26 protein-coding genes are annotated in these 25,744 nt (G+C 74.3%); 6 read left to right on the plus strand and 20 right to left on the minus strand.

The window, feature by feature from the left end; translation table 11 throughout:
- Window positions 1–64: 64 nt before the first annotated feature.
- Both PVK37_RS28280 and PVK37_RS28285 read right to left on the minus strand, forming a co-directional pair.
- Window positions 65–1,825 (minus strand): ABC transporter ATP-binding protein, encoded by a 1,761-nt coding sequence (locus PVK37_RS28280; RefSeq protein ID WP_275035255.1) that lies wholly within the window; start codon window positions 1,823–1,825, stop codon window positions 65–67.
- Window positions 1,826–1,990: 165 nt separating this feature from the next.
- The gene (locus tag PVK37_RS28285) at window positions 1,991–3,877 is read right to left on the minus strand and encodes an ABC transporter ATP-binding protein (protein ID WP_275030869.1); all 1,887 of its coding nucleotides are present in this window, start codon (window positions 3,875–3,877) and stop codon (window positions 1,991–1,993) included.
- Window positions 3,878–4,029: 152 nt separating this feature from the next.
- Between PVK37_RS28285 and PVK37_RS28290 the strand changes: the two genes are divergently transcribed.
- From PVK37_RS28290 to PVK37_RS28300, 3 genes are all read left to right on the plus strand, one after another.
- Window positions 4,030–4,659 (plus strand): TIGR03085 family metal-binding protein, encoded by a 630-nt coding sequence (locus PVK37_RS28290; RefSeq protein ID WP_275030870.1) that lies wholly within the window; start codon window positions 4,030–4,032, stop codon window positions 4,657–4,659.
- Between the two features lie 157 nt (window positions 4,660–4,816).
- A complete protein-coding gene (locus tag PVK37_RS28295; RefSeq protein ID WP_275030871.1) occupies window positions 4,817–5,767 on the plus strand; it encodes a terpene synthase family protein in 951 nt (316 codons plus the stop codon).
- Between the two features lie 126 nt (window positions 5,768–5,893).
- Window positions 5,894–7,720 (plus strand): AMP-dependent synthetase/ligase, encoded by a 1,827-nt coding sequence (locus tag PVK37_RS28300; protein ID WP_275030872.1) that lies wholly within the window; start codon window positions 5,894–5,896, stop codon window positions 7,718–7,720.
- Window positions 7,721–7,778: 58 nt separating this feature from the next.
- On the opposite strand, the gene PVK37_RS28305 is transcribed toward PVK37_RS28300, so the two are convergent.
- Both PVK37_RS28305 and yczR read right to left on the minus strand, forming a co-directional pair.
- Window positions 7,779–9,062: a low temperature requirement protein A gene (locus tag PVK37_RS28305; RefSeq protein ID WP_275030873.1), complete on the minus strand. Its 1,284-nt coding sequence runs from the start codon at window positions 9,060–9,062 to the stop codon at window positions 7,779–7,781.
- A 93-nt stretch (window positions 9,063–9,155) separates the two neighbouring features.
- Window positions 9,156–10,610 (minus strand): MocR-like transcription factor YczR, encoded by a 1,455-nt coding sequence (gene yczR / locus PVK37_RS28310; RefSeq protein WP_275030874.1) that lies wholly within the window; start codon window positions 10,608–10,610, stop codon window positions 9,156–9,158.
- A gap of 60 nt (window positions 10,611–10,670) precedes the next feature.
- Here yczR and yczE point away from each other — a divergent pair, with 60 nt between their 5' ends.
- Window positions 10,671–11,315, plus strand: a complete 645-nt coding sequence (gene yczE, locus PVK37_RS28315) for a membrane protein YczE (protein WP_275030875.1) — start codon at window positions 10,671–10,673, stop codon at window positions 11,313–11,315.
- Window positions 11,316–11,382: 67 nt separating this feature from the next.
- Window positions 11,383–11,853, plus strand: coding sequence for a hypothetical protein (locus PVK37_RS28320; protein WP_275030876.1), 471 nt, complete (start codon window positions 11,383–11,385; stop codon window positions 11,851–11,853).
- Between the two features lie 42 nt (window positions 11,854–11,895).
- Here the strand turns inward: PVK37_RS28320 and hisF are convergent, their stop codons facing one another.
- The 12 genes from hisF to hisD form a co-directional block, all read right to left on the minus strand.
- The gene (gene hisF, locus PVK37_RS28325; RefSeq protein WP_275030877.1) at window positions 11,896–12,684 is read right to left on the minus strand and encodes an imidazole glycerol phosphate synthase subunit HisF; all 789 of its coding nucleotides are present in this window, start codon (window positions 12,682–12,684) and stop codon (window positions 11,896–11,898) included.
- Between the two features lie 173 nt (window positions 12,685–12,857).
- Window positions 12,858–13,856: an NADP-dependent oxidoreductase gene (locus tag PVK37_RS28330; protein WP_275030878.1), complete on the minus strand. Its 999-nt coding sequence runs from the start codon at window positions 13,854–13,856 to the stop codon at window positions 12,858–12,860.
- Window positions 13,853–14,278 (minus strand): organic hydroperoxide resistance protein, encoded by a 426-nt coding sequence (locus PVK37_RS28335; protein ID WP_275035256.1) that lies wholly within the window; start codon window positions 14,276–14,278, stop codon window positions 13,853–13,855. Before PVK37_RS28335 ends, PVK37_RS28330 begins: the two co-directional genes overlap by 4 nt.
- Window positions 14,279–14,283: 5 nt before the next feature.
- Entirely contained in the window at window positions 14,284–14,730 is a 447-nt protein-coding gene (locus tag PVK37_RS28340; RefSeq protein ID WP_275030879.1) for a MarR family winged helix-turn-helix transcriptional regulator, read from the minus strand.
- Between the two features lie 182 nt (window positions 14,731–14,912).
- Window positions 14,913–15,638, minus strand: coding sequence for a bifunctional 1-(5-phosphoribosyl)-5-((5-phosphoribosylamino)methylideneamino)imidazole-4-carboxamide isomerase/phosphoribosylanthranilate isomerase PriA (gene priA / locus PVK37_RS28345; RefSeq protein ID WP_275030880.1), 726 nt, complete (start codon window positions 15,636–15,638; stop codon window positions 14,913–14,915).
- Between the two features lie 32 nt (window positions 15,639–15,670).
- Window positions 15,671–15,991: a hypothetical protein gene (locus tag PVK37_RS28350; RefSeq protein WP_275030881.1), complete on the minus strand. Its 321-nt coding sequence runs from the start codon at window positions 15,989–15,991 to the stop codon at window positions 15,671–15,673.
- The gene (locus PVK37_RS28355; protein ID WP_275030882.1) at window positions 15,988–16,125 is read right to left on the minus strand and encodes a hypothetical protein; all 138 of its coding nucleotides are present in this window, start codon (window positions 16,123–16,125) and stop codon (window positions 15,988–15,990) included. Before PVK37_RS28355 ends, PVK37_RS28350 begins: the two co-directional genes overlap by 4 nt.
- Window positions 16,122–16,742: an imidazole glycerol phosphate synthase subunit HisH gene (gene hisH, locus PVK37_RS28360; protein ID WP_275030883.1), complete on the minus strand. Its 621-nt coding sequence runs from the start codon at window positions 16,740–16,742 to the stop codon at window positions 16,122–16,124. The genes PVK37_RS28355 and hisH overlap by 4 nt, the downstream gene beginning before the upstream one ends.
- Window positions 16,739–16,912, minus strand: a complete 174-nt coding sequence (locus tag PVK37_RS28365) for a hypothetical protein (RefSeq protein WP_275030884.1) — start codon at window positions 16,910–16,912, stop codon at window positions 16,739–16,741. Before PVK37_RS28365 ends, hisH begins: the two co-directional genes overlap by 4 nt.
- A 64-nt stretch (window positions 16,913–16,976) precedes the next feature.
- Window positions 16,977–17,588: an imidazoleglycerol-phosphate dehydratase HisB gene (hisB, locus tag PVK37_RS28370; protein ID WP_275030885.1), complete on the minus strand. Its 612-nt coding sequence runs from the start codon at window positions 17,586–17,588 to the stop codon at window positions 16,977–16,979.
- Between the two features lie 45 nt (window positions 17,589–17,633).
- The gene (locus PVK37_RS28375) at window positions 17,634–18,719 is read right to left on the minus strand and encodes a histidinol-phosphate transaminase (protein WP_275030886.1); all 1,086 of its coding nucleotides are present in this window, start codon (window positions 18,717–18,719) and stop codon (window positions 17,634–17,636) included.
- On the minus strand, window positions 18,716–20,038 hold the full coding sequence (gene hisD, locus PVK37_RS28380; protein WP_275030887.1) for a histidinol dehydrogenase: 1,323 nt from the start codon (window positions 20,036–20,038) through the stop codon (window positions 18,716–18,718). Before hisD ends, PVK37_RS28375 begins: the two co-directional genes overlap by 4 nt.
- A 134-nt stretch (window positions 20,039–20,172) precedes the next feature.
- Between hisD and PVK37_RS28385 the strand changes: the two genes are divergently transcribed.
- Window positions 20,173–20,877, plus strand: coding sequence for an LON peptidase substrate-binding domain-containing protein (locus PVK37_RS28385; protein ID WP_275030888.1), 705 nt, complete (start codon window positions 20,173–20,175; stop codon window positions 20,875–20,877).
- On the opposite strand, the gene PVK37_RS31755 is transcribed toward PVK37_RS28385, so the two are convergent.
- From PVK37_RS31755 to PVK37_RS28405, 4 genes are all read right to left on the minus strand, one after another.
- Window positions 20,792–21,688, minus strand: coding sequence for a DUF2567 domain-containing protein (locus PVK37_RS31755; RefSeq protein WP_341483401.1), 897 nt, complete (start codon window positions 21,686–21,688; stop codon window positions 20,792–20,794). The genes PVK37_RS28385 and PVK37_RS31755 overlap by 86 nt on opposite strands.
- Window positions 21,689–21,773: 85 nt before the next feature.
- Complete coding sequence (locus PVK37_RS28395) at window positions 21,774–23,573, minus strand: MinD/ParA family ATP-binding protein (RefSeq protein WP_275030889.1); 1,800 nt, start codon at window positions 23,571–23,573, stop codon at window positions 21,774–21,776.
- A 95-nt stretch (window positions 23,574–23,668) separates the two neighbouring features.
- The gene (locus PVK37_RS28400) at window positions 23,669–24,715 is read right to left on the minus strand and encodes a hypothetical protein (protein ID WP_275030890.1); all 1,047 of its coding nucleotides are present in this window, start codon (window positions 24,713–24,715) and stop codon (window positions 23,669–23,671) included.
- 59 nt (window positions 24,716–24,774) lie between these two features.
- Window positions 24,775–25,701, minus strand: a complete 927-nt coding sequence (locus PVK37_RS28405; RefSeq protein ID WP_275030891.1) for an RluA family pseudouridine synthase — start codon at window positions 25,699–25,701, stop codon at window positions 24,775–24,777.
- Between the last annotated feature and the right edge of the window lie 43 nt (window positions 25,702–25,744).

The raw sequence follows: 25,744 nt of genomic DNA on the forward strand, positions 1-25,744 counted from the left end.
AGGCTAACCTAACCAGGAGGTTAGAGCACCGGTCCCCTGCCGTCCAGCGGCACGCCGGGACACGTCACCGGGTCTGCTCCAGCCAGGACGCGTAGAGCAGCCCGTACACCGAGCCCGGATCGCGGACCAGCTCGTCGTGCGGGCCCCGCTGCACCACCCGGCCCCGGTCCACCACGATCACCTCGTCGGCCGACTGGGCGGTGGAGAGCCGGTGCGCGATGGCCAGGGTGGTCCGGCCCCGGGTCACCGCGTCCAGGGTCCTCTGCAGCCGCACCTCGGTGGCCGGGTCGACCGCGCTGGTCGCCTCGTCCAGCACCAACAGGTCCGGGTCGGCCACGTACGCCCGGGCCAACGCGACGAGCTGCCGCTCCCCCACGCTGAGCGCCTCGCCCCGCTCACCGACCGGAGTGTCCAGCCCGGACGGCAGCCCCTCCAGCCAGTCGACCAGCCCCAACTCGGTGAAGGCCGCGACGAGCTGCCCGTCGGTCAACTCCGGACGGGCGAAACGGACATTCTCCCCCACCGTGGCGTCGAAGAGGAAACCGTCCTGCGGGACCATCACCACCCGCGACCGCAGCGAGTCGAACCGCACCCGCTCCAACGGCACGCCGGACAGCAGGACCGTACCGGTGGTCGGGTCCATCAACCGGGTGAGCAGCTTGGCGAAGGTGGTCTTGCCGCTGCCGGTCTCGCCCACCACCGCCACCCGGGTCTTCGCCGCGATCTCCAGATCGATGTCGTGCAGCACCGGCGGACCGCCCGGATACGCGAACCCCACCCCGGCGAACCGCACGTCCAACGGCCCCGGCGGCAGCTCCCGGCCCTGCTCCCCCGGGTCGGCGACGTCCGGCTTCATGTCCAGCACGTCCAGCACCCGCCGCCACCCGGCGATCGCGTTCTGCGCCTCGTTGAGCACCTCGGTGGCGATCTGCACCGGCTGGATGAACAGGGTCACCAGGAACAGGAAGGCGGTGATCTGGCCGACCGACAGGGTCCGGTCCGCGCCGAGCGTCACCCCGACCACCACCACCCCGGCCAGCGCCAGCCCGGCCGCGATCTCCCCGACCGAACTGCCCAGGATGCTGAACCGGATGGCCCGCTGCTGCGCCCGCCGGTGGCTGTCGATCGCCTCGTCCAGCCGGCGGGCGGTCCGGGCCGACACCCCGTACGCCCGGATCACCGGCGCGCCGACCACGCTCTCCGCGATCGCCGCGAGCAGCGCCCCCATCCGCTGCCGGACCACCCCGTACGCCCGACCGAGATGCCGCTGCAACGTCCGGATCAGCAGCACGGCCGGCAGGAAGGCGACGAACACCACCAGCGTCAACTGCCAGGAGTACACGAACATCACCACGGTGGTGACCAGGAGCTGACCCAGGTTGATCAGCAGGATCACACCGCCCCACTGCAGGAACTGGGTGATCTGGTCCACGTCGCTGGTCACCCGGGACACCAGGGAACCCCGCCGCTCGGACTGCTGGTGCAGCATGGACAGGTCGTGCACGTGCCGGAACGCCCGGGTCCGGACGTTCGCCAGAGCCGTCTCACTGACCGTGAACAGCCGGCGCATCATCAGGTAACCGCAGAACGTGGTGACCACCAGGGTCGCCGCGGTCACCACCACCACCGTGCCGACCACCCCCAGGTCGATGCCGCCCACCAGGCCCCGGTCGATGCCCTGCTGCACGGCGACCGGCACGGCCGCCCGCCCCACCATGTAGACCAGCGCCAGGGCCATCGTCGCCGCCAGGCCGACCCGCAGCTCCGGGGAGAGCGCCAACCCCCGACGCAGCGTCCGCCAGGCCGTCTCGTCCGGCTCGGTCACCGGCCGGCCCGGGCTACCCGACGACTTCCGCTCATCCGTGGTCACCGTCACCGGACCGACCTCTCGTCCACGACTGCGGGGCTCCGCTGCGCTGCGCTCCTCGCGCTCACCGGGCCCACCTTCCGTTCGCGACTGCGGGGCTCCGCTGCGCTGCGCTCCTCGCGCTCACCTGTCCAACTCCACTTCGAGGCCGGTGGCCACCGGGACCACCGGCGGATCCTGGTACGTCCGGGGCTCCTCACGGTCGTTCTCGGCCTGCTCGTACGCGGTGACCAGGTCCACGTAGCCGGGCACGGTGGCGAGCAGCTCGGTGTGCGTGCCCCGGGCCACCACCCGCCCCTGCTCCACGTAGATCACCTCGTCGGCGAGGGCGATGGTGGCCCGCCGGTACGCCACCACCAGGATCGAGGTCCCGGCGCCGGTACCGTCGGCCGGCGCCGACCGCAGACCGGCCAGGATGGCCGCCTCCACCCGGGGGTCGACCGCGCTCGTCGCGTCGTCGAGCACCAGCAGCCGGGGCCGGCCGGCGAGCGCGCGGGCCAGCGTGAGGCGCTGCCGTTGGCCGCCCGACAGCGAGGTGCCCCGCTCCCCCACCATGGTGTCCAGCCCGTCGGGCAGGGCGGCGACGAACCCGTCCGCCTCGGCCAGCCGCAGCGCCGCCCAGACGTCGTCGTCGCCGATGCCGGGCCGGTCCAGGGTGATGTTGGCGCGTACCGTGTCGTCGAAGACGAACGGCACCTGGGCGACCAGCGCGATCGTGTCGGCCAGTGACGCGGCGGTCAGCCGGCGCAGGTCGACACCGTCGAGCGTGACGGTGCCGGAGTCCGGGTCGACCAGCCGCACCGCCAGGGCGGTGATGGTGGACTTGCCGGACCCGGTCGGCCCGACCAGGGCGACCGTCCGCCCGGCCGGCACGGTGAAGGTGACCTCGCCGAGCACCTGGGTGCCGGGCAGGTGCGCCTCGGCCGGCTCGTAGTGGAACGACACGTCGGCGAAGGCGAGCGTGGCGGCCCCGCCGCCGGCCCGGTCGAGCACCTGGTCGCCGTACGCCATCTCGCCGGTCGCGTCGAGCACCTGCCGCACCCGGTCCCAGCCGGCGACGCTGCGCGGCAGCTCGGCCAGGACCCAGCCGATCGCCCGCACCGGCACCGCCAGCACGGTGAACAGGAACGCCACGCTGACCAGTTCGGCGACGGTGATCGCCTGCTGGTTGAGCCGGATCGCGCCGACCACCAGCACGGCCAGGGTGCCCAGGCTGGGCAGGGTCTCCAGCAGCGGGTCGAACAGACCGCGCAGCCGGCCGACGGAGATCAACGCGTCACGCAGCTCACCGGCGCGGGCGGCGAACCGGCGGGTCTCCTCCGCCTCCCGGCCCATGGTCTTGACCACCAGCGCGCCGTCGAAGCTCTCGTGGGCGATCCCGCTGACCTCGGCCCGGAGCCGCTGGGCGCGGGCCTGCCGGGGGGCCATCCGGCGGGAGTAGACCACGTTGAGGGTGAACAGGGCCGGGAAGACGGCCACGCCGACCAGGGCGAGCGCCCAGTCGGTGACGAAGAGCGCGCCCACCGCGCCGACCACCATCACCAACGTGCCGACCGCGAACGGCAGCGGCGCGATCGGGTACCAGGCCGCCTCGACGTCGGAGTTGGCGTTGGACAGCAGGGTGCCGGTGGCGTGCCGCTGGTGCCAGGACAGCGGCAGGTCCAGGTAGCGCCGGGTGACCCGGCGGCGGTAGGCGGCCTGGAGACGGTACTGCATGTAGCCGGCCCCGAGCCGCCGGCCGAAGATGCCGACCACCCGCAGCAGGCTGATCCCGAACAGGGCCACCGCGGCCAGCGCCAGCACGCCGACCTCCACCGACCCACTGGCGACCGACGGCACCACCACGTCGCCGACCACCGCACCGACCACGTACGCGCTGCCGATCACCATCGCCCCGAAGAGCACGCTGCCGGTGACCGCCACCGCGAAGATCCGTGGTTGTTCCCGGATGGCCCGACCGAGGACCCGCAGCCCTCGGGCGAGCACCTCCGTACTCGTCTTGCTCGACAACTCAACATCCCCCGCCGTAAGCCGCCATTATCTCCCTTCATCCTTACCGCTCGCCGGCGGCCGCGCCGACCGGGGTGCGGAATCGCGCACGTTCGCCGGTACGCCGTCGGCGAAACGGGCCGGGTCGGGCGGGGCGGCCTACCATCGGGAACATGTCGCGGTACGCCCTCACGGAGCGCCAGGCGCTCGCCGACCTCATGCTGACCCTCGGTCCGGACGCCCCGACGCTCAACGAGGGTTGGACGACCCGGGACCTCGCCGCCCACCTGGTGGTCCGCGAGCGCCGACCGGACGCGGCGGGCGGCATCCTGCTGCCGCCGCTGCGCGGTTACGCCGAACGGGTCCGGCTGCGGCTCGCCGCCCGGCCGTGGGCGGACCTGGTGGCGCAGGTGCGTCGGCCGCCGGTCTGGAGCCCGCTGAGCAACCCGCTGACCGACGAGCTGGTCAACACCATGGAGTTCTTCATCCACCACGAGGACGTCCGGCGTGCCGCCCCGGACTGGCAGCCCCGGGAGCTGCCGGCCGGGCTGCCCGCGGCGCTGTGGCGGCGGGTCGCCCCGCTGGGTCGGTTCGCGTTGCGCCGGTTTCCGGCGAGCCTGCTCGTGCAGGCTCCCGGGCACGGGGAGTTCCGGTGCGGGCGGGGCGGCGAGGCGCTGCGGGTGGTCGGTGTGCCGGGCGAGCTGACCCTCTTCCTGTCCGGGCGGCAGCGGGCGGCCCGGGTACAGCTCGACGGGCCGGCCGCCCTGGCCGAGCGGTTGCGGACCGCCCCGCTGGCCCTCTGACCGTCCCGCCGGCCCGGGACCGTCCGACCGGACCGTCCGACCGGACCGTCCGACCGCTGACCGACCCGGGACGAAACCCAAAGATCAGGTCCGATATCTTGCCCGGTATTGATCGTCGGTCCGCCCCACCCGGGACGGCGTCGCAGGGGGGCATGCCATGCGGAGCTTCGCCGTTTCAGCGCTGCGGGAGCCGCCTTTTCCGGGCCAGCGGCACCCCCGGGTGGACGAGGTGGCCCGGGCCAGCGCCGAGTGGGCGGCCGGGATCGGTCTGACCGGTTGCGCCGAGAGCCGGCACCGGCTCGCCGGGGCGGCCGTCGCCGACCTGGCCGGGCGGGCCTGCCCGGAGGCCCCGGTCGACCGGCTCCGGCTGCTGACCGATCTGATCACCTGGCTGTTCGCGGTGGACGACGCCTGCGACGAGGACGGGTTGGGCACCGCGCCGACCCGGTTGGCGCCCACCGTGGCGGGCCTGCTCGACGTGCTCGACCTGCGCGGCGAGCCGGTGCCGTCGGCCCTGCTCGGCACGACCGGGCCGCGCGGGGTCGCGCTGCACGACCTGTGCCGCCGGGTCCGCGCGCAGGCGCCGCCGACGGCGCTGCTGGTGTTCTGCGGGCAGCTGCGGGAGTACCTGCTGGCGTTGCTGTGGGAGGCGGCCAACCGGGAGCACCGGCGGGTGCCGGGGGTGGCCGAGTACGTGCAGATGCGCCGGCACACCGGCGGGGTGCACCCGAGCTTCACGCTCACCGACCTGGCGTACGACGGGCCGGGGACGGCCGACCGGACGGACCCGGCGCTGGCCGCGTTGGAGACCCTCGCCGCAGACCTGGTCTGCTGGTGCAACGACGTCTTCTCCTACCGCAAGGAGGGCCGGCTGACCGGTGACGGGCACAACCTGGTCACCGCTATCGCCGGCGAGCAGGGCCGCCCCGAGCAGGCCGCCCTGCTGGCGGCGGCCGACCTGTTCAACCGGTCCCTGGCCGCGTACACCGAGCGGGAGACGGCGCTGCTGCGGACGGCGGACCCGGCGACCCGGCGGTTCGCCACGTCCCGCCGCCGCTGGATCCGGGCCACCTACGACTGGTCGGTCAGCGCGGCCCGGTACGCCTGACCATGCCGGTTGGACCGGTGTGTCGGCCCCGGGGCTAGCCGATCGTCGGGTGGACGCAATACCCTCTGGTAACCGCAGATCCCGTGACCCCGGTCACTTCTCCACCCCCTGAAGGCGGCTACAACGATGGCTCTCGATGTACCGTACCGTTCCATTCCCGACATGTTCCTCAAGCGTGTGGCCGCCACCCCGGACCGCCACGCCTTCGCCCATCCCGCCCCCGACGACTCGGGACCGGTCTGGCTGACCTGGGAACAGGTGGGGCACCGGGCCAAGGCGGTCGCCGCCGGGCTGCACGGGCTGGGCGTCGGCCACGAGGACCGGGTGGCGATCCTGGCGAACACCCGACTGGACTGGGTGATCGCCGACCTCGGGATCATGTGCGCCGGCGGGGCCACCACCACCGTCTACCCGACCACCGAGCCGGAGGACACCTGCTACATCGTCGCCGACTCCGGCTCCCGGGTGCTGTTCGCCGAGAACCCGGCCCAGGCCGCCAAGATCGCCGGCGCGGACCTGCCCGCACTGACCCACGTGGTCCTCTTCGACGGTGCCGCCGACCCGGCCGCCGCCGTTCCCCAGCTCACCCTCGCCGAGCTGGAGGAGCAGGGCGCACGGGCACTGGCCGCCGAACCGGGCCTGGTCGACGGGATCGTCGCCGGCCTGGAACCGGACCACCTGGCCACGCTGATCTACACCTCGGGCACCACCGGGCGACCGAAGGGCGTCGAGCTGCTGCACGGCGGCTGGTGCTGGGAGGGCGTCGCCCAGGCCGACGTCGGGCTGCTGCGCGCCGACGACCTCCAGTACCTCTGGCTGCCGCTGTCCCACTCGTTCGGCAAGACCCTGCTCTGCGGGGCGACCCACGTCGGCCTGCCGACCTACGTCGACGGCCGGGTGGACAAGCTGGTCGACCTGCTGTCGGTGGTCCGCCCGACGCTGATGTGCGGCGCGCCCCGGGTGTTCGAGAAGGTCTACAACAAGTCGGTCACCACCGCGCAGGACGCCGGCGGCGCGAAGGCGAAGATCTTCGCCTGGGCGGTGCGGACCGGCAAGGAGAAGGTCGCGCTGGAACAGGCCGGCAAGCCCGTCCCGGCCGGGCTGAAGCTGCGTCACCGGATCGCCGAGAAGCTGGTCTTCAGCAAGATCCAGGCCCGGCTCGGTGGCCGGATCCGGGTGCTGGTCTCCGGGGCCGCGCCGCTCAGCGCCGAGATCGCCACCTTCTTCGCCGCCGCGAACCTGCCGATCTCCGAGGGGTACGGCCTCACCGAGACCAGCGCCGGGAACTTCGTCAACCGGCCGGGCGGGCTGCGCATCGGCACCGTCGGGCAGGCGATGGGCGACCTGGAGTGCACGATCGACACGGACGGGGAGATCCTGCTGCGCGGCCGGCCGGTGATGCGCGGCTACCACAACCTGCCGGAGGAGACCGCCGCCGCGTTCACCGAGGACGGATTCTTCCGGACCGGGGACATCGGCACCCTCGACGCCGACGGCTACCTGCGCATCACCGACCGGAAGAAGGACCTGGTCAAGACCTCCGGCGGCAAGTACGTCGCGCCGTCGCACATCGAGGGCATGTTCAAGGCGATCTGCCCGTACACCTCGCAGGTGGTGGTGATCGGGCAGGCCCGCAACTACTGCACCATGCTGGTCACCCTGGACCCGGACGCGGTCCGGACCTGGGCCTCCGGTGGCCCGCTGGAGGGACGCGACTACACCGCCATCGTCACCTCGCCGCAGGCGCAGGAGATGGTCGAGGGGTACGTCGCCGAGCTCAACGGCCGGCTCAACCGCTGGGAGACCATCAAGAAGGTCACCATCCTGCCGCGCGACCTCACCATCGAGGACGGGGAGATCACCCCGTCGTTGAAGATCAAGCGACGCGGGGTGGAGGCCAACTTCGCCGCCGAGATCGACAAGATGTACGACGGCGCGCTCGAGAAGATCTGACCGGCGGCACCCGGAGGTGGGCGCTGGCCGGCCAGCGCCCACCCGTCCACCCACCCGGTCAGCGGCGGCCGTGCCGGAAGGTGACGGCCGCCTCCTCCACCACCTGCTGCTCCAGCATGGCCAGGCCACGGGCACGGCTCCGCAACGCCCGGTTGGTGGCCAGTTCCACCACCACCAGCGCGGTACAGCAGACGGACACCACGGTCAGCGCCACCATCGCCCGGTCGGCCAGCGGTGACACCGCGGCCAGCCCGGCGGCGGCGAGCAGGTACCCGTACCGGAGCCGGCCCAGCGCGCGGAACTCGATCACGGCCAGCGCCAGCAGGAACAGCGCCACGCCACCGAAGAGCATCAGCAGGTCCAGCCCGCCCAGGACGTCCGGACGAGCCGCGGCCGGGCCGGTCACGTCGGCGAGCAGCCGCTTGAGCCCCAGGGCGAACGCGATGACGGCCACGATCAGGGGCAGGTGCAGGTACGTGTAGGCGTCCCGGGCCAGGGGCGCGGGCACCCCGTCCCCGGGGCCGTGCAGCACCTGCTCGAGCACGTAGGCCAGGGTGTCGAAGTACAGCCACCAGAGCATCGCGATGCTGGCCAGCCCGAGCACCGCCGCCGAGATGATGGTCCAGGTGATCGGCCGCCCGACCCGCTCGCTGGTGCTGGTACCCAGGGAGATCATCGACTCGCCCAGCGCCACCAGCACGATCAGCGCGTGCCGTTCCGCCCAGTGCCCGGGCGAGCCCAGCCGGAACCCGGTCCGCCCGACCAGGAAGCCGGTGGCGTACTGGACCAGCAGGGCCAGGACCCAGAGCCCGAGCTGCCAGTGCGGCACCGCCTCCGGGGCGAGGACCCGGGTGGCCGGCAACAGACCGGCAGCCAGGATCAGCACCGACCCGAGCACGGTGGGGACGACCAGCGACAGCATCCGGCGCACCGGCACCACCCCGGCCAGGACCCGCCACGCCAGCGGGGCCTGGACCAGCCAGGTGAGCAGGTACGCGGTGGCGAAGACCAACGGACCGAACAGGCCGCCCGGCTCGTCGACGAACGCGGTGGCGGTGGTCAGGGTGAGCACCAGGACCGCCGACATGACCAGGAACCCGACCAGCGGCAGCACCCCCTGGTCGGCCCGGAGCACGTTGCCGAGCACCGCGAAGCCGGTCCAGCACCACCAGAGCAGGGCCAGCACGAGCAGCGCCTCCACCAGCGTCCGGACGGTGAGATCGGCGGCGGCCAACGTGGTCACGTTCACGAACGCGAAGACGAAGACGAGGTCGTAGAAGAGTTCGAGGCGGGTGACCCGCGTGCCGGGTCCGCCCCGGACGAGGAGTCGACGCACAGCCACCTGGGCAGTCTCCCAGCCGGACCGGCGCGGGACCGGCGCTTGCCGCTTTCCCCATGGACGGCCGGTGTCCGCCGGCCGTACCGTCCCGCCCGGTCAGGCGATGACGGACGGTTCCGGCCACTGCTGCCGGCCGACCCGGTCCAGGTCGTAGCGGACCGCGGCGATCCGCTGCACCGCCTCGACCAGGTCGGCGACGGGCAGCGTGAACGGCAGCCGGAGGAAACGCTCCAGGGTGCCGTCCAGCCCGAACCGGGGCCCGGGGGCGAGGCGTACCCCGACCTCCTCGGCGGCGCGGGCCAGGGCGCTGGAGACCGGGCCGTCCAGCTCGGCCCAGAGCGTCACCCCGCCGCGCGGCACGGTCACCCGCCACTGCGGCAGCCGGTCGGCCAACGCGGCCAGCAGCGCGTCCCGCTGGACGGCGAGCAGGGCCCGGCGGGCCGCCACGATGGTCGACGCGTCGGCGAGCAGGTGCACCGCGACGAGCTGTTCGAGCACCGGGCTGGCCATGTCCACCCCGATCCGGGCCGCGGCGAGGCGCTGCACCTGCGGGGCCGAGGCCCGTACCCAGCCGATGCGCAGGCCACCCCAGTACGGCTTGCTCATCCCGCCGATGGTGACCACCCGGGAGTGCCGGTCGAAGGTCGCGGTCGGCGGGGGCAGCGGCGTGCCGTCCAGCGGCAGGTCGACGAAGGACTCGTCGACGACCAGGTCGGTGCCGGCGGCGTGGGCCGCGGCGACCACCCGCTCCCGCAGCCCGACCGGCATCAGGTGACCCGTCGGGTTCTGGAAGTCCGGGATCAGGTACGCCAGCTTCGGCCGGGACTGGCGGAGGCTGCCCAGCAGCAGCTCGGCGTCCCACCCGTCGTCGACGGCGAGTCCGTGGGTGGCGATCCGGGCCCGCCGCGCGGCGAGCGCGGCCAGCGCGTTCGGGTACGTCGGCGACTCCACGAGCACGCTGCCCCCGGGTGGCAGCGCCAGCCGTAACACCAGGTCCAGCGCGTGCTGGGTGCCGTTGGTGACCATGATCTGCTCGGGGCTGGTGGGCAGGCCCCGGGCGCCGTAGGCGTGCGCGATCGCCTCGCGCAGCTCGATGATGCCGGTCGGGTGGTACCCGGCGCTGCCGAGGTAGCGGGGCAGGTCCTCGGCGGCGGCCCGGGTCGCCGGGACCAGCTCCGGTGGGGCGGCCAGCGCGGCGATGCCCAGATCGATCATGTCCAGGTCGTCCTGCGGGGTCCACAGGCCCGAGCTGGCCACCCGGTGCCCGCCGGGCAGCACGGTCCAGCTCCCCGCCCCGCGCCGGCTGGTCAGGTGCCCGCTCTCGCGCAGTTCCCGGTACGCGGCGGTGACCGTGGTACGGCTGATCCGCAGCGCCTCGGCGAGTTCCCGCTCGGCGGGCAGCCGGACCCCCAGCGGCAGCCGGCCGTCGGCGAGCAGCCCGCGGACGGCGGCGGCGAGCGCGGCGTAGTCGGGGTGGCGGCGACGGCCCGGCAGGGCATGCCACTGCCCGAGCAGACGGGCCAGTTGCCCGCCACGGACCTGGCTCGTCATAGCCACTCCTCCCCGATTGGCCCTCTCCCACCGGCAGAATTGGCATCTAGGTTGGCATGCATGGCTCTGATTGGCAACCTGATCGACCGTCCGGCACGCCGGCTGACCCAGCTCTACGCCGGACTGGTCCTCTACGGCGTCAGCATGGCCCTGATGATCACCTCGGAGCTGGGCCTGGACCCGTGGGACGTCTTCCACCAGGGCCTGTCCCGACGTACCGGGCTGTCGTTCGGCACGGTCACCATCGCCGTCGGCGCGCTGGTGCTGCTGCTCTGGATCCCGCTGCGACAGCGCCCCGGTCTCGGCACGGTGAGCAACGTCGTGGTCATCGGCCTGGTGGTGGACGCCACCCTCGCGGTGCTGCCCGAGGCGCGTCCACTGGCCGTCCGGGGCGTACTGCTGGTCGCCGGCATCGTGCTCAACGGCCTGGCCACCGCCTGCTACCTCGGTGCCCGGCTCGGTCCGGGGCCGCGCGACGGGCTGATGACCGGGTACGTCGCCCGGCATCCGGGCCGGTCGGTCCGGCTGGTCCGGACCGTCATCGAGGTGGTCGTGCTGGCCCTGGGCTGGGTACTGGGCGGCACGGTCGGGATCGGCACGGTGGCCTACGCCCTCGCGATCGGCCCGCTGACCCAGGCGTTCCTGCCGGCCCTCACCGTGGCCCCGGCCGACGCGCCGGCCCGACCACGGACCGGACCCGTCTGAGCTGGGCCGCCCGGGAGCCGGAAACCGGATGTTTTACTCCGGGCCGCTCAGCCGGCATCATTTCCCCATGGGGGCTGAGGGATGGCGTTGGTCGGACGCCTGGATCTTCGTGTCACTGGTCATCGCCAGCGGTGCCGGGCGGCACCGGCGGGCCGCGTCGAGCCGGCGTCCCGAAGGGGTACGCCTCACCGACGTGCTCTCCACCGCCAACCACCTCAACCAGGCGATTCCCGAACGGCACGAGGTGGAGTCGGCGGTCCGGCGGCTGGCCGGGGCCGGTCTGGTCAGCGTCACCGACGGCTGGTTCCGGATCACGCCGGCCGGCGAGCAGCTCTGGCGGACCCGGCCGAACGCCGGCCTCTCCACCGCCGTGGACACCGTGCAGACCGCGCTCGGCCGGCGGCACGCCCCCGGCCAGGCCGACTGGGAGCTGGCCGAGGACGAGCACGCCGCCGCCGTCCACGAGTACGTCAAGCGGTCCATCCCGACGCCGCGTCGCTCGCCGGAGGGTGGCGGCCCGGGGCACGACCGGCACTGACACACCGCCCGGCCCGGCACCGTGGCGTCGGCTGCTCCCGGGTCAGGCCGCCGGAGCGGCGACCCGGCGGACCGGGTGCCCGGCGGCGTGCAGCGCGTCCTTGACCTCGCCGATGCTCAGCTCCCCGAAGTGGAAGACACTGGCCGCGAGGACCGCGTCGGCCCCCGCCGCGACGGCCGGCGGGAAGTGCGCCACCGCGCCCGCGCCGCCGGAGGCGATCACCGGTACGTCGACCACCGCCCGGACCTGCGTGATCAGCTCCAGGTCGAAGCCGGCCTTGGTGCCGTCGGCGTCCATCGAGTTGAGCAGGATCTCCCCCGCGCCGAGCTGCGCCACCCGGTGCGCCCACTCCACCGCGTCCAGGCCGGTGCCCCGCCGGCCGCCGTGCGTGGTCACCTCGAACCCGCTGCCGGTGGCACCCGCCGGGGCGCGCCGCACGTCCAGCGAGAGCACCAGCACCTGCCGGCCGAACCGCTCGGCGATCTCGGCGATCAGCTCCGGCCGGGCGATCGCGGCGGTGTTCACCCCGACCTTGTCCGCCCCGGCCCGCAGCAGCACGTCCACGTCGCTGACACTGCGCACACCGCCGCCGACGGTCAGCGGGATGAAGACCGTCTCGGCGGTCCGGCGGACCACGTCGAGCATGGTGCCCCGGTCGTCCGAGGAGGCGGTCACGTCGAGGAAGGTCAGCTCGTCCGCGCCGGCCCGGTCGTACGCCGAGGCCAGTTCCACCGGGTCACCGGCGTCCCGCAGGTCGACGAAGTTGACCCCCTTGACCACCCGTCCGGCGTCCACGTCCAGACAGGGAATCACCCGTACCGCCACCGTCATGCCGCGAGCCTACCGGCCGGCGGGGCCGGGCCGACCGGACCGGTCCGGCGTCGGGACGGGGACCGGTCCGTCCCGGGTGTCCGCCGGGGCGGGCGGCGGGCTCCAGGTGTCCGCCGGGGCGACCGGCGGGATCCGGGGCACCGGCGCGGGTGACCGGTGCCCCGGAGCACGCCTCAGAGGCGGACGAGCATCTTGCCCAGGTTCTGGCCGCGCAGCAGGCCGAGGAACGCCTCGGGGGCGTTCTCGATGCCGTCGACCACCGTCTCGTCGTGGTGCAGCCGACCGTCGCGCAGCCAGCCGGACATCTCGGTGACGAACTGGTCGCGTAGGTGGTTGTGCGAGTTGACCAGGAACCCGCGCAGGGTGAGCTGCTTACCGATGACCAGGGCGAGGTTGCGCGGCGCGGCCGGCGGTTCGCTGTCGTTGTACTGGGCGATCATGCCGCAGATCGCCGCCCGGCCGTGCGGGCGCAGCGCGCCGATGGCCGCCTCCAGGTGGTCGCCGCCGACGTTGTCGAAGTACACGTCGATGCCGTCCGGGGCGGCGGCCCGCAGCGAGTCGCGGACCGGGGCGTCGTGGTAGTCGAACGCGGCGTCGAAGCCCAACTCCCGGAGCCGCTCGACCTTGGCCGGCGAGCCGGCGCTGCCGACCACCCGGGCCGCCCCCTTGAGCTTGGCGATCTGCCCGACCAGGCTGCCGACCGAGCCGGCGGCGGCGGAGACGAAGACCGTCTCGCCCGCGCGCATCCCGCCGACCTCCAGCAGCCCGGCGTACGCGGTGAGCCCGGTCAACCCGAGCACGCCCAGGTACGCGCCCACCGGGGCGAGCGTGGGGTCGACCTTCCGGGCGGCCTTCGCGTCCAGCAACGCGTACTCCCGCCAGCCGAGACCGTGCAGGACGACGTCACCGGGGGCGAACCCGTCCGCCCGGCTCTCGACGACCTCTCCGACCGCGCCACCGTCGAGCGGGGCGTCCAGCCGGAACGGCGGGACGTAGGACTTCACGTCGTTCATCCGGCCGCGCATGTACGGGTCGACGGACATGACCAGGTTGCGGACCACCAGTTGCCCGTCGGCGGCGGTGGGGACGTCCGTGGTGACCAGGCGGAAGTTCTCCGCGGTCGGCCAGCCCTGCGGCCGGGAGGCGAGGTGGATCTCCCGGTTGCCGCTCACCGGGCGTCCCGGACGGTGAGGGTGACGTCGACGTTGCCCCGGGTGGCGTTGGAGTACGGGCAGACCTGGTGGGCGCGGGCGACCAGGTCCTCGGCGGCGGCCCGGTCCACCGCGGGCAGGTCGACGCGCAGGGTGACGGCGAGACCGAAGCCGCCGCTGCCGTTCGGGCCGATGCCGACCTCGGCGTCGACCGTGGAGCCGGTGGTGTCGGCCTTGGCCTGTCGGGCGACCAGGCGCAGCGCGGAGTGGAAGCAGGCGGCGTACCCGGCGGCGAAGAGCTGCTCGGGGTTGGCCGCGCCGCCGGCGCCACCCATCTCCTTGGGAATGGCCAGGTCGAGGTCGAGGGTGCCGTCGGAGGTGCGGACGCGCCCGTCGCGGCCGTCGCCGGTGGCGTGGGCCGAGGCGGTGTAGAGCACCTGCATGGGGATCACTTCTCCTTGGCTCGGTGGATGGTCTCGGTGACCCGGGTGAGGGTGTCGCGGAGCGTCACCAGTTCGTCGAGGGTGAGACCGGTGGCGGCGGCCACCCGGTGCGGCACCTCGCAGGCCCGCTCGCGCAGCGCCCGACCGGCGTCGGTCAGCACGATCCGGACCCGCCGTTCGTCGTCGACCGCCCGGTGCCGGGCCACCAGCCCGGCCGCCTCCAGCCGCTTCAGCAGCGGGGAGAGGGTGCCGGAGTCGAGCCGCAGCTCGGCACCGAGCGCGGAGACGGTGGGGGCGTCCGCGTCGTGCTCCCAGAGCACCAGCAGGACCAGGTACTGCGGGTAGGTCAGCCCCAGCTCGTCGAGGATCGGCCGGTAGACGTCGGTGACCGCCCGGGACGCGGCGTAGAGCGCGAAGCACACCTGCCGACGCAGCTCCAGGTCATCACTCACCGGTAAAACATAGCGCGCAATTTAGTTGTGCACAACTTGAATGGGTGCGGGAACACCACGGCCTGAACGGGTGCGGGTGCCCCACGGCCGGCCTGGCCGCCCGGCTGGTCCCCGCCCCCGATCCGATCCGGGCCCCTCCTACGCCCGAGGCGTCGGGAAGGGCCCGTCCGGCAACCGGCCGGTCAGGAACCGGCGAGCACCCGCAGCGCCTCGGCGACGGTGAACGCGCCCGCGTACAGCGCCTTGCCGGCGATCACACCCTCCACGCCGAGCGGCTCCAGGGTGGCCAGGGCACGGAGGTCGTCCAGGGTGGAGACGCCACCGGAGGCGATCACCGGGGCCTTGGTGCGGGCGCAGACCTCGCGGAGCAGGTCCAGGTTCGGCCCGCGCATGGTGCCGTCCTTGGTGATGTCGGTCACCACGTACCGCGACGCCCCGGCCGCGTCCAGCCGCTCCAGCACCTCGTACAGGTCGCCGCCGTCGCGGGTCCAGCCGCGCGCGGCGAGGGTACGGCCCCGGACGTCCAACCCGATCGCGACCCGGTCGCCGTACTCGCCGCAGATCCGGTCACACCACTCCGGGTCCTCCAGTGCGGCGGTGCCGATGTTCACCCGGGCCGCTCCGGTGGCCAGCGCGGCGCGCAGCGACGCGTCGTCCCGGATGCCGCCGGACAGTTCCACCCGCACGTCCAGCCGGCGTACCACCTCGGCGAGCAGCCCGGCGTTGCTGCCCCGACCGAAGGCCGCGTCGAGGTCGACCAGGTGGATCCACTCCGCGCCGTCGCGCTGCCAGGCCAGCGCGGCCTCCAGCGGGTCGCCGTAGGCGGTCTCGCTACCGGCGGCGCCCTGCACGAGGCGGACGGCCTGACCGTCGGCGACGTCCACGGCGGGCAGCAGGGTCAGACTCAACGTGTTCTCCTCGAATCAGGTACGACGGTGGATCAGGTACGACGGTCCAGGGCGATCACCACGATCGCCGGGAGGACGAGCAACAGCAGGACGATCAGCAGCACCCGCAGGGCGGGGTCCGGCACCAGCGTCCAGATCAGGGCCAGCACGGCCAGGGTCAGCACCACGATGCCGGCGCGTTCACCCCGGCTACGGCGGGCCAGCAGCCGGCCGGTACGCCGTCGGCGCGGCGTCAGCCGGCGTACCAGCGCCCGGCGACGGTCCCGGCGGGCCACCCGGCGGGCCCGGACGGCCTGCTGGCGCTCGCGTTCCGCCTCCCGGGCGGCACGGAGCCGGGCGCGTTCCTTGCTCACCGGCCGCTCCGGTCACCGGCGGCCGACCAGCCGCCCTGGTCACCGGCGGACGACCGGCCGCTCCGCGCGCCGAGGGCCAGGCCGGTCGACGGCCAGCCGGTCGCCCGGCCGTCGGTGGGTGGCGCGGCGGTCACAGCGTGGCCAACCAGTTGCGCAGCAGGGCCGCCCCGGTGTCGGCGGACTTCTCCGGGTGGAACTGGGCGGCCGACAACGCCCCCCGCTCCACGGCGGCCACGAAGTCCCCGCCGTGGTCGGCGGTCGTCACCAGCGCACCGGCGGCGGTCAGCGCGGCCACGTCGGCCACCCCGTACGAGTGGACGAAGTAGAACCGGCTGGCCCCGGGCAGACCGGCGAAGAGCGTGGAGCCGGCCGGCGGACGGACCGTGTTCCAGCCCATGTGCGGCAGCCGGGTGGCGGCCAACCGGGTCACCCCGCCGGGCAGCAGCCCGAGGCCCTTGGTCACCACCCCGTGCTCCTCGCCGTACCCGAACAGCACCTGCATGCCGACGCAGATACCGAGCACCGGACGGCCGGCGGCGACCCGGTCGGCGATGACCGGACCCGCACCGAGCGCCTCGATGCCGGCCATGCAGGCGGCGAAGGCACCCACCCCAGGCACCACCAGCCCGTCGGCGGCGGACGCGGCGGCCAGGTCGGCGGTGACCGTCACGTCGGCCCCGGCCCGCTCCAGCGCCCGCTCGGCCGACCGCAGGTTCCCCGAGCCGTAGTCGAGCACCACCACCCGGCTCACGACGACACCTCCGGCAGCAGCCACAGCACACCGGCGGCGGTGGCGAGCACGGCCAGCAGGGCGGTCACCACGACCGCGCCCTTCGGCGCGCCCTGCCGGTGCAGCGACCACACCCCGCCGATCAGGACGCCGCCGAGGATCAGCAGCAGCGACGGCAGCACGCCCGACATCAGCGGCCCACCGTCCGGGCCGGTACGCGACCGGGCCGCCCGCGGGCGACGCCCGCGCCGGCGGTCACAGGGCGCCCTTGGTGCTGGGCACCACACCCGCCGAGCGGGGGTCGACGGCGGTGGCCTCGCGCAGCGCCCGGGAGACCGCCTTGAACTGCGCCTCCACCACGTGGTGCGCGTCCGGGTGACCGCCCGGCCGGGCCGCCCGCAGCACGTCCACGTGCAGGGTGATCCGGGCCGCCTGACCGAACGACTCCCAGATGTGCCGGGTCATGCTGGTCGGGTAGACCGGCCCGATGTACGGGGCGAGCACCGGCTCGTCGTGCACCACGTACGGGCGGCCGGACAGGTCGACGGCGGCGCGGACCAGGACCTCGTCCATCGGGACGGTCGCCGAACCGTACCGCCGGATGCCGGCCTTGTCCCCCAGCGCCTGGTCGAACGCCGCGCCCAGGGCCAGCGCGGTGTCCTCCATGGTGTGATGGGCGTCGATCTCCAGGTCACCGACGGTCCGTACGGTCAGGTCGAAGCCGCCGTGCCGGGCGATCTGGTGCAGCATGTGGTCGTAGAAGCCGACGCCGGTGCTGATCTCCGCCGCGCCGGTGCCGTCCAGGTCGATCTCGACCAGGACCTTGGTCTCCTTGGTGATCCGCTCCACCCGGGCGGTCCGACTCATGCTGGATAACCTTTCGTTCGCGGCTGCGGGGCTCGCAGGACCGGCTCACTCCTCGCGCTCACGGACATTCTCCATCGCGGTGAGGAAGGCGTCCGTCTCGGCGGGGGTGCCGGCGGTGACCCGCAGCCAGCCGGGCAGGCCGACGTCGCGGACCAGCACCCCGGCGTCGAGCAGGGTGCGCCAGGCCGCCGTCTGGTCCCCGCCGACGGCGAACAGCACGAAGTTGGCGTCGCTGTCGGCGACCCGGAAACCCCGCCCGCGCAGGGTGGTGACGATCCGGTCCCGCTGTTCCATGATCGCGGTCACCGTGCCGAGCAGCGCGTCCCGGTGCGCCAGGGCCGCGCGGGCGGCGGCCTGGGTCAGCGCCGAGAGATGGTACGGCAGCCGGACGAGCTGCACCGCCGCCACCACCGCCGGGTCGGCGGCCAGGTAGCCCAGCCGGCCGCCGGCGAAGCCGAACGCCTTGCTCATCGTCCGGGTCACCACCAGCCGGGGGTGGCCGGGCAGCACCGCGAGGGCGTTGGCCGTGCCGGGCCGGGCGAACTCGGCGTACGCCTCGTCGACCACCACCATGCCGGGGGCCACCTCGGCGACGGCGGCCACCACCTCGGGATCGAGGGCGGTGCCGGTCGGGTTGTTCGGGGAGCAGAGGAAGACCACGTCCGGCCGGTGCTCGCGGACCTGGGCGACCGCGTCGTCGACGGTCAGCCCGAAGTCCGCGTCACGCCGGGCCGGCTGCCAGCCGGTGCCGGTGCCCAGCGCCAGCAGCGGGTACATCGAGTACGCCGGGGTGAAGCCCAGCGCCAACCGCCCGGGGCCACCGAACGCCTGCAGGAGCTGCTGCTGGATCTCGTTGGAGCCGTTGGCCGCCCACACCTGGTCGGCGGTCAACCCGTGGCCCAGGTACCCGGCCAGGTCGGTGCGGAGCGCCACCGCGTCCCGGTCCGGGTACCGGTTGAGGTCGCGCAGCTCGGCGGCGAGCGCCTTGCCGATCGCCTCGACCACCGGCTCGGGTACCGGGTACGAGTTCTCGTTGGTGTTCAGCCGCACCGGGACGTCCAGTTGCGGTGCCCCGTACGGCGACAGTCCGCGCAGGTCGTCGCGGATGGGCAGGTCGTCGAGGGTGGTCACGACAGCCCGCCCGGGAAGCGGGCGGTGACCGCCTGACCGTGCGCGGGCAGGTCCTCCACCCCGGCCAGGGTCACCACGTGCGGGGCCACCTCGCGCAGCGCCGCCTCGGTGTACTCCACCAGGTGCACGCCGCGCAGGAAGGACTGCACGGACAGCCCGGAGGAGTGCCGGGCGCAGCCGCCGGTGGGCAGCACGTGGTTGGAGCCGGCGCAGTAGTCGCCGAGCGACACCGGCGACCACGGGCCGACGAAGACCGCCCCGGCGTTGCGGACCCGTAGCGCCCACTCGCGGGCGTTCTCGGTCTGGATCTCCAGGTGCTCGGCGGCGTACGCGTCGACCACCCGTAGTCCGGCCTCCAGGTCGTCGACCAGCACGGTGCCGCTCTGCTCGCCGCGCAGCGCCGTGCCGATCCGCTCGACGTGCTTGGCGGCGGGCACCTGCCGGGCCAGTTCCGCGTCGACCGCGTCGGCCAGTGCCACCGACGGGGTGACCAGCACGCTCGCCGCCAGCGGGTCGTGTTCGGCCTGGCTGATCAGGTCGGCGGCGACGTGCGCCGGGTCGGCGGTGTGGTCGGCGAGAATGGCGATCTCGGTCGGCCCGGCCTCGGCGTCGATGCCGACCACCCCGCGCAGCAGCCGCTTCGCGGCGGTCACCCAGATGTTGCCCGGCCCGGTGATCATGTCGACCGGGTCGCAGGCGGTGGTGCCGTCGGCGTCGGTGGTGGAGCCGTACGCCAGCATCGCCACCGCCTGCGCGCCACCGACGGCGTACACCTCGTCCACGCCGAGCAGCGCGCACGCGGCCAGCACCCGGGCGTCGGGCAGGCCGTCGTTGTCCCGCTGCGGCGGGCTCGCCACGACCAGCGAGCGGACCCCGGCCGCCTGGGCCGGCACCACGTTCATCACCACGGTCGACGGGTACATGGCCAGCCCACCGGGGACGTACAGGCCGACCCGGTCGACCGGCAGCCAGCGTTCGGTGACCGTACCGCCGGGCACCACCCGGGTGGTGTGGTCGGTACGGCGCTGGTCGTCGTGCACCCGGCGGGCCCGGGCGATCGACTCCAGCAGCGCGGCGCGTACCGCCGGATCGAGCGTGCCCTCGGCGGCGGCGATCGTCTCGGCGGGCACCCGGAGCCGGGCCGGGGCCACCCCGTCGAAGCGTTCGCTGGCCTCCCGGATCGCGTGGTACCCATGCTCCCGGACCGCCTCCACGAGCGGACGGATCCGCTCGACCGCCACGGAGACGTCGAGTTGGGCACGGGGCAGCAGGCGGCGCGGGTCCCGGGTGCTCCCGCGCAGGTCGATCCGATTCAGCACACCCGCGAGTCTAGGCGGCCCGGCCGCGGACCCCCCGGGACCGTCCGCACGGCGGGACGGTGAGCCCGGCCACGCCGTCCGGTGGGGCTTCGCGGGCCAGCCACGCCGGGCCCGATCGGGCTACCCTCGACGGCGTGACTGCGCGGCTGCCGGTGTTTCCGCTCGGAACAGTCCTCTTCCCCGGGTTGGTGCTGCCCCTGCACATCTTCGAGGAGCGCTACCGGGCGCTGGTCCGGCACCTGGTCGGGCTGCCCGAGGGTGCCCCCCGGGAGTTCGGGGTGGTGGCGATCCGGCGGGGCTCGGAGGTGTCCCCGCCCGCTCCGGCCGACGGGTCACCGGTCGGCCTGGCCGGGGTGACCCTGTACGAGGTGGGCTGCACGGCGGAGCTCCGGCAGGTCACCGAGCTGGCCGACGGCGGCTTCGACGTGGTGACGGTGGGTCGACGCCGGTTCCGGCTCACCGGGGTCGACGAGCGGTCCGCGCCGTACCTGACCGCCGAGGTGGAGTGGCTGCCCGAACCGGACGAGCCGGACGAGATCACCGGCCTGCTCGCCGCCCGGGTGATCGCGGTGTTCCGGCAGTACCTGGGCCTGATCCGGCCCGACCCGGAGGCGATCGCCGAGCAGTTGCCGGAGGACCCGACCGTGCTGTCGCACCTGGTCGCGGCGACCGCCGCGCTGACCGTCGCCGACCGGCAGCGGCTGCTCGCCGTGGACGACACCGCCGGTCGGCTCCGCGCCGAGCTGCGGCTGCTCAACCGCGAGGCGGCGCTGCTGCGTCAGGTCCGGGCGGTTCCGGTGCCGTTGCGGGAGCTGACGGGACCGCCGGCACCCAACTGACCTCGACCGGCTCGGGCCGCAGCGACGGCCAGCGGGACCAGCCGGCCAGCAGGGTGTACGTGACGGCGGCGGCGAACGCCGGCAGGAGCAGGTCGCCGTACGGCACGGGCAACAGACCGAAGTACACGTCCACGCCGCCGGCGCGCAGGTCGACCGGCTTGTCGAACCGCTCCCCGACGGGGGCGCTGGTCAGCAGCCGCTCGTACGTGCCCAGGCCGATGGTGCGGCCCAGCCGCCACGCCACCACCGCCGCGCCGAGGCAGCCGACGGTGGCGGCGAACAGGCCGAGCGGCCCCCGGTGCCGGCGGAGCAGGAACCACAGCCCGAGCGCGGCCAGTGCCCCGAAGCCGAGCCCGAGCAGGCTGAACCAGCCGTCGGCGGCGATCGGCTGTTCGGGTTGCGGCTCGGCGTAGACCGCCCCGTCGGCGGTCCGGACCACCGGGGTACCGGGGGCCAGCGCCACCCAGAGCAGCCCGAGCAGGATCCCCGACGCGGTCAGGGTGAGCACCACACCGGCGGCCAGGGCCATCCGACGGCGTACCGGCCCGGCCGGTTCGTCGTCCGGGGACGTGGTGAGCGCGCTGGGGTCGACGGATGCCGGGTCCTGGTCGGCGGGGTACGCCGGCCCGGCCGCCGGGTCCGCCGCCGCACCCGCCGGGTCCGGGTCGCCGGGTCCCGGGTCCACCGGTACGGCCGCCGGTACGTCGGTGGGGTGACCGGGGCGCGCCGCCGGCCGGGGGCCGGGGAGCGGCGGACCGGGCCGGTCAGCGGGACGGTCGGCGCGGTCGGGATCGGGGATTGCCGGGCTCACCGGGTGATCCTCTCAGGCGGCACGTCGACGCGGGCCGGCGGTGGCCCGCAGCCGCACGGGTGGCGGAGTGGTCGCCGACCGCCGGTCAGCGACCGAACGGTTCCAGCATCACCCCGGCGGCCCGCAGCCACGCCTGCCGGGTCTCCGGTTGAAGCTGGTGGTACTCGATGGACGAGCCGGTCTCCAGGGCCGGGTCGTAGGGCACCACGGTGACCGCCCGGGTCCGGGTGGCGAAGTGCCGTTGGAAGTCGTCCAGCAGCGACGAGCGCTCCGGATTGGGGCAGGACAGCAGGGTGACCGCGTTGTCGGCCAGCTCACCCATGCCGACCTCGTGCAGCCAGTCGAGCATCCAGTCCGCGCTGAACGCCGCGTCCTCCCGGGGCACGGTGGTGAGCACGAGCTGGTCGGCGGCCTGCATGACGGTCCGCCAGTTGGCGCTCTCCACGTTGTTGCCGGTGTCCACGCAGATCACGTCGTGGGTGCGGCGGAGCAGGTCGAGCACCCGCTGGACGGTGTACTTGTCGAGCTTCTGGGCGAAGCGGGGGCTCTCCTCGCCGGCCAGCACGTCGTACGAGCCGTCCGAGGCGTGCCGCAGGTAGTCGTCGAGCACCTCGGTCAGGTCGGCGCCCTGGGCGATCTCGATGGTGGCCAGGTCGTTGATCAGGTGCCGGATGGTCCGGGCGTGCCGGGCGCTGCCCGCCCGCAACCCGAGGGTGCCGCGCAGCTCGTTGTCGTCCCAGGCCAGCACGCCCCGCCCCCGGACGCTGCCGACGGTCGCGGCAGCCAGCACGGTGGCGGTGGTCTTGTGCACCCCGCCCTTGGGGTTGGCGAAGGCCAGCACCCGGGGGGTGCCGAAGTCGCGGCGCAGGATCGCCGCCGCCCGGTCCTGCTCGGACTCGGCGGCGGCCTGCGGACGCCACTCCAACCGGGCCGGGTAGCTCCGGTCGACGACGGCCGGCACCGCCGCCCGCGCCGCCACCGGTGGCGGCGGCGGATAGTTCTGCTCCGGGCGGTAGCCCTCCTCCACCGCCGGGTAGCGGCCCTCGGCGGGGTAGCCACCGGCCGGGTTGTGCCGGTACTGCTCCAGCAGCGCGTACCGGGACGGCACCGGCGGCGGGTCCGGCTCGGTCCGGTACGCCGGCTCGACCTGGTACGCCCGCTCGGGCTGGTAGCTGGGCTCGGGCTGGTAGGCCCGCTCGACCTGGTAGCCCGGCTCGGGCTGGTAGGCCGGCTCAGGCTGATAGCTCGGCTCAGGCTGGTACGCCCGCTCCGGCTGGTAGCTCGGCTCGGGCTGGTACGCCCGCTCCGGCTGGTAGCTCGGCTCGGGTTGGTACGCCGGGTCGGGTTGGTACGCGGGCTCGCGCGGGTAGCCGGGTTCCGACCGGTACCCGGCTCCGGCACCGGCCCGGTAGCCGGGCTCGGCGCGGTAGGCCGGCTCCGCCGGATAGGTGTCCCCGCTCGGGTAGGCCGGGTCCGCGCGATAACCGGATTCCTCTGCCCGGTAGCCGGTGTCACCCCGGTAACCCGGGTCGGCGCGGTAACCGGCGTCCGACCGGTGCACCGGTTCGGCCGGATAACCGGGCTCAGCCGGATAGCCGGGCTCAGCCGGATAGCCGGGCTCAGCCGGATACCCCGGCTCCGTCCGGTAACCGGAATCCGCGCCGTACGCCGGCTCGATCGCCCGCGCCCGCCCGGCGTACCCGTTGCCACCGCCCCGTCGGGGCAGCGGGTCCGGGGCCACCGGCAGGAACGGTTCGTCCCCCCGCCGGTCGGCCTCCAGCTGCTCCCCGCCGCCGCGGCCACCGAGCCGGGCCCGGTCGAGCAGCGCACGCCAACGCGGTGCTGGTTCGGCCGACCGACCCCAACCGGTCTCGGTGCCGTCCAAGGCTCGCCCTCCCAGCGCCATCGATCTCCGCCCGACAGGCTACGAAGTCAACCCTATTCGGAGCACACCGGTACGCGCACCTCCCGCCGCCGGTCTCACGGCGACGGTTCGGACTCGCTTCCCTCGATCGGCGCGGACGAGGCCGCGCCGGTCGGAGGTGGTGGGGCCGTCGACGCGTCCCCGGGACCGGTGGTGGCCGACGGCACGGGGGCCGGGGTCGACGGCGTGGCAGGTGGCGTGGTGCTCGTCACGGGAGCGCTCGGCGAGCCGGTCACCGTCGGGGCCGAGCTGGGCCGGGCCGGGGCCGACGTGCCCGGTGTGCTCGACGGGCTCGGCGGCTCCTCGTCGGCCGGCGGACGGACGGTGTCCCGCTGCTCCGGCAGCGGTGGGGTGAAGACCGTCCGGTCCAACCGGTCGACCTCGGGTGCCGGGTCCACCGCCCGGACCCCGGGCCGGTTCGCCACCGTCCGCAGGGTGGCCGGTTCGGCCCGGACCACCGCCGCGTACACGCAGGAACACCCGGACCGGTACGCCGCCGCCTCGGCCGCGGCCACCTGGGCGCTGCTGTCGTACCACTGGCGCAGTTCCCGCTGCTGGGGGTCGCCGCCGGACAGTTCCGCGGCGCGGGCCCGGTAGTCGGCCGCCTCGCGGTCCTTCCGGTCGGCCAGGCCGGCCATGCCGGCGAGCACGTCGTCCGGCACGCGCAACGCCGGGATCCGGACGATCTCGGTCTGCCGGCCGGGCAGCGGCACCCGGCCGAAGACCGCGGACACCCCGACGTCGCCCAGCACCGGCGCGAGCCGGGCCGGTGGCAGGTACTCGGTCAGCGAGACCAGGGCCCAGGTCGACCCGCCGGACGCGGCCGGGTCGGGCAGGGCCGCGAGTTCGTCGTCGGCGGAGCGGAGGTAGCCGGGGATGGAGTCACCCTCGGCCACCCCGACCCGGGTGACCTCGCCCACGGTCCGGTCGCCGGCGGGCGGTCGACCGGTGGCCCAGACGGCGGTGAGCAGGACCGCGCCCACCGAGGCGAGCGCGACCCAGGCCAGCAGGCCGGGCCGGGGATCGGACCGCCCGGCCAGGGCGCGGACCAGCGGCGGCAGGAGCCGCTGGTCCAGCCGGCGCAACAGTTCACCGGTACGCACGCGACCGTCTCCCTTGCGTCGGTTCGGTGATCGGTGGATCGCCGCCGGCGGTCGTCGGTTCAGTCACGCAGGCGTTGCAGCGCGCGATCCAGGTCGTCAGGGTAGTCGCTGACGAAGCGGACCTCGTCCCCCGTTCGGGGGTGCAGGAAGCTCAACGCGCGGGCGTGCAGCCACTGTCTGGACAGGCCGAGCCGGGCCGACAGGGTGGGGTCGGCACCGTAGGTGAGGTCACCGACGCACGGGTGGCGCAGCGTGGAGAAGTGCACCCGGATCTGGTGGGTCCGGCCGGTCTCCAGCCGGACGTCGACCAGGCTCGCCGCCGGGAACGCCTCCAGGGTGTCGTAGTGGGTGATGCTCGGCTTCCCGCCGGAGACCACCGCCCAGCGGTAGTCGTGGTTGGGGTGCCGGTCGATCGGGGCGTCGACGGTGCCGCGCAGCGGATCCAGGTGCCCCTGGACGACGGCGTGGTACTGCTTGTCGACCTCCCGGTACTTGAACGCCCGCTTCAGCGCGGTGTACGCCTGCTCGCTCTTGGCGACCGCCATGATCCCGGTGGTGCCGACGTCGAGCCGGTGCACCACCCCCTGCCGCTCGGCGGCGCCGCTGGTGGAGATCCGGTGCCCGATCGCGGCCAGCCCACCGATCACGGTGGGGCCGGTCCAGCCGGGGCTGGGGTGGGCCGCCACCCCGACCGGCTTGTCCACCACCACGATGTCGTCGTCGGCGTAGACGACCCGCAGCCCGGGTACCGCCTGCGGCACCACGGTGGGCGGGGCGGCCGGCGCGGGCAGGGTGACCTCCAGCCACGAGCCGGCCTTCACCTTGTACGAGTTGGCCCGGACCACCCCGTCGACCAGCGCGTCACCTGCGTCGACCAGGGCCGCGGCGGTGGTGCGGGAGAGCCCGAAGAGCCGGGCCACGGCCTGGTCGAGCCGCATCCCGTCGAGGCCGTCGGGGACCGGTAGGGACCGGTTGTCGCCGCTCATGCCCGCTCCTTCTGCTCGGTCCCGGCCGGGGCGTCAGCCTGAC

This window comes from Micromonospora cathayae (genome assembly GCF_028993575.1).
GTDB lineage: Bacteria > Actinomycetota > Actinomycetes > Mycobacteriales > Micromonosporaceae > Micromonospora > Micromonospora cathayae.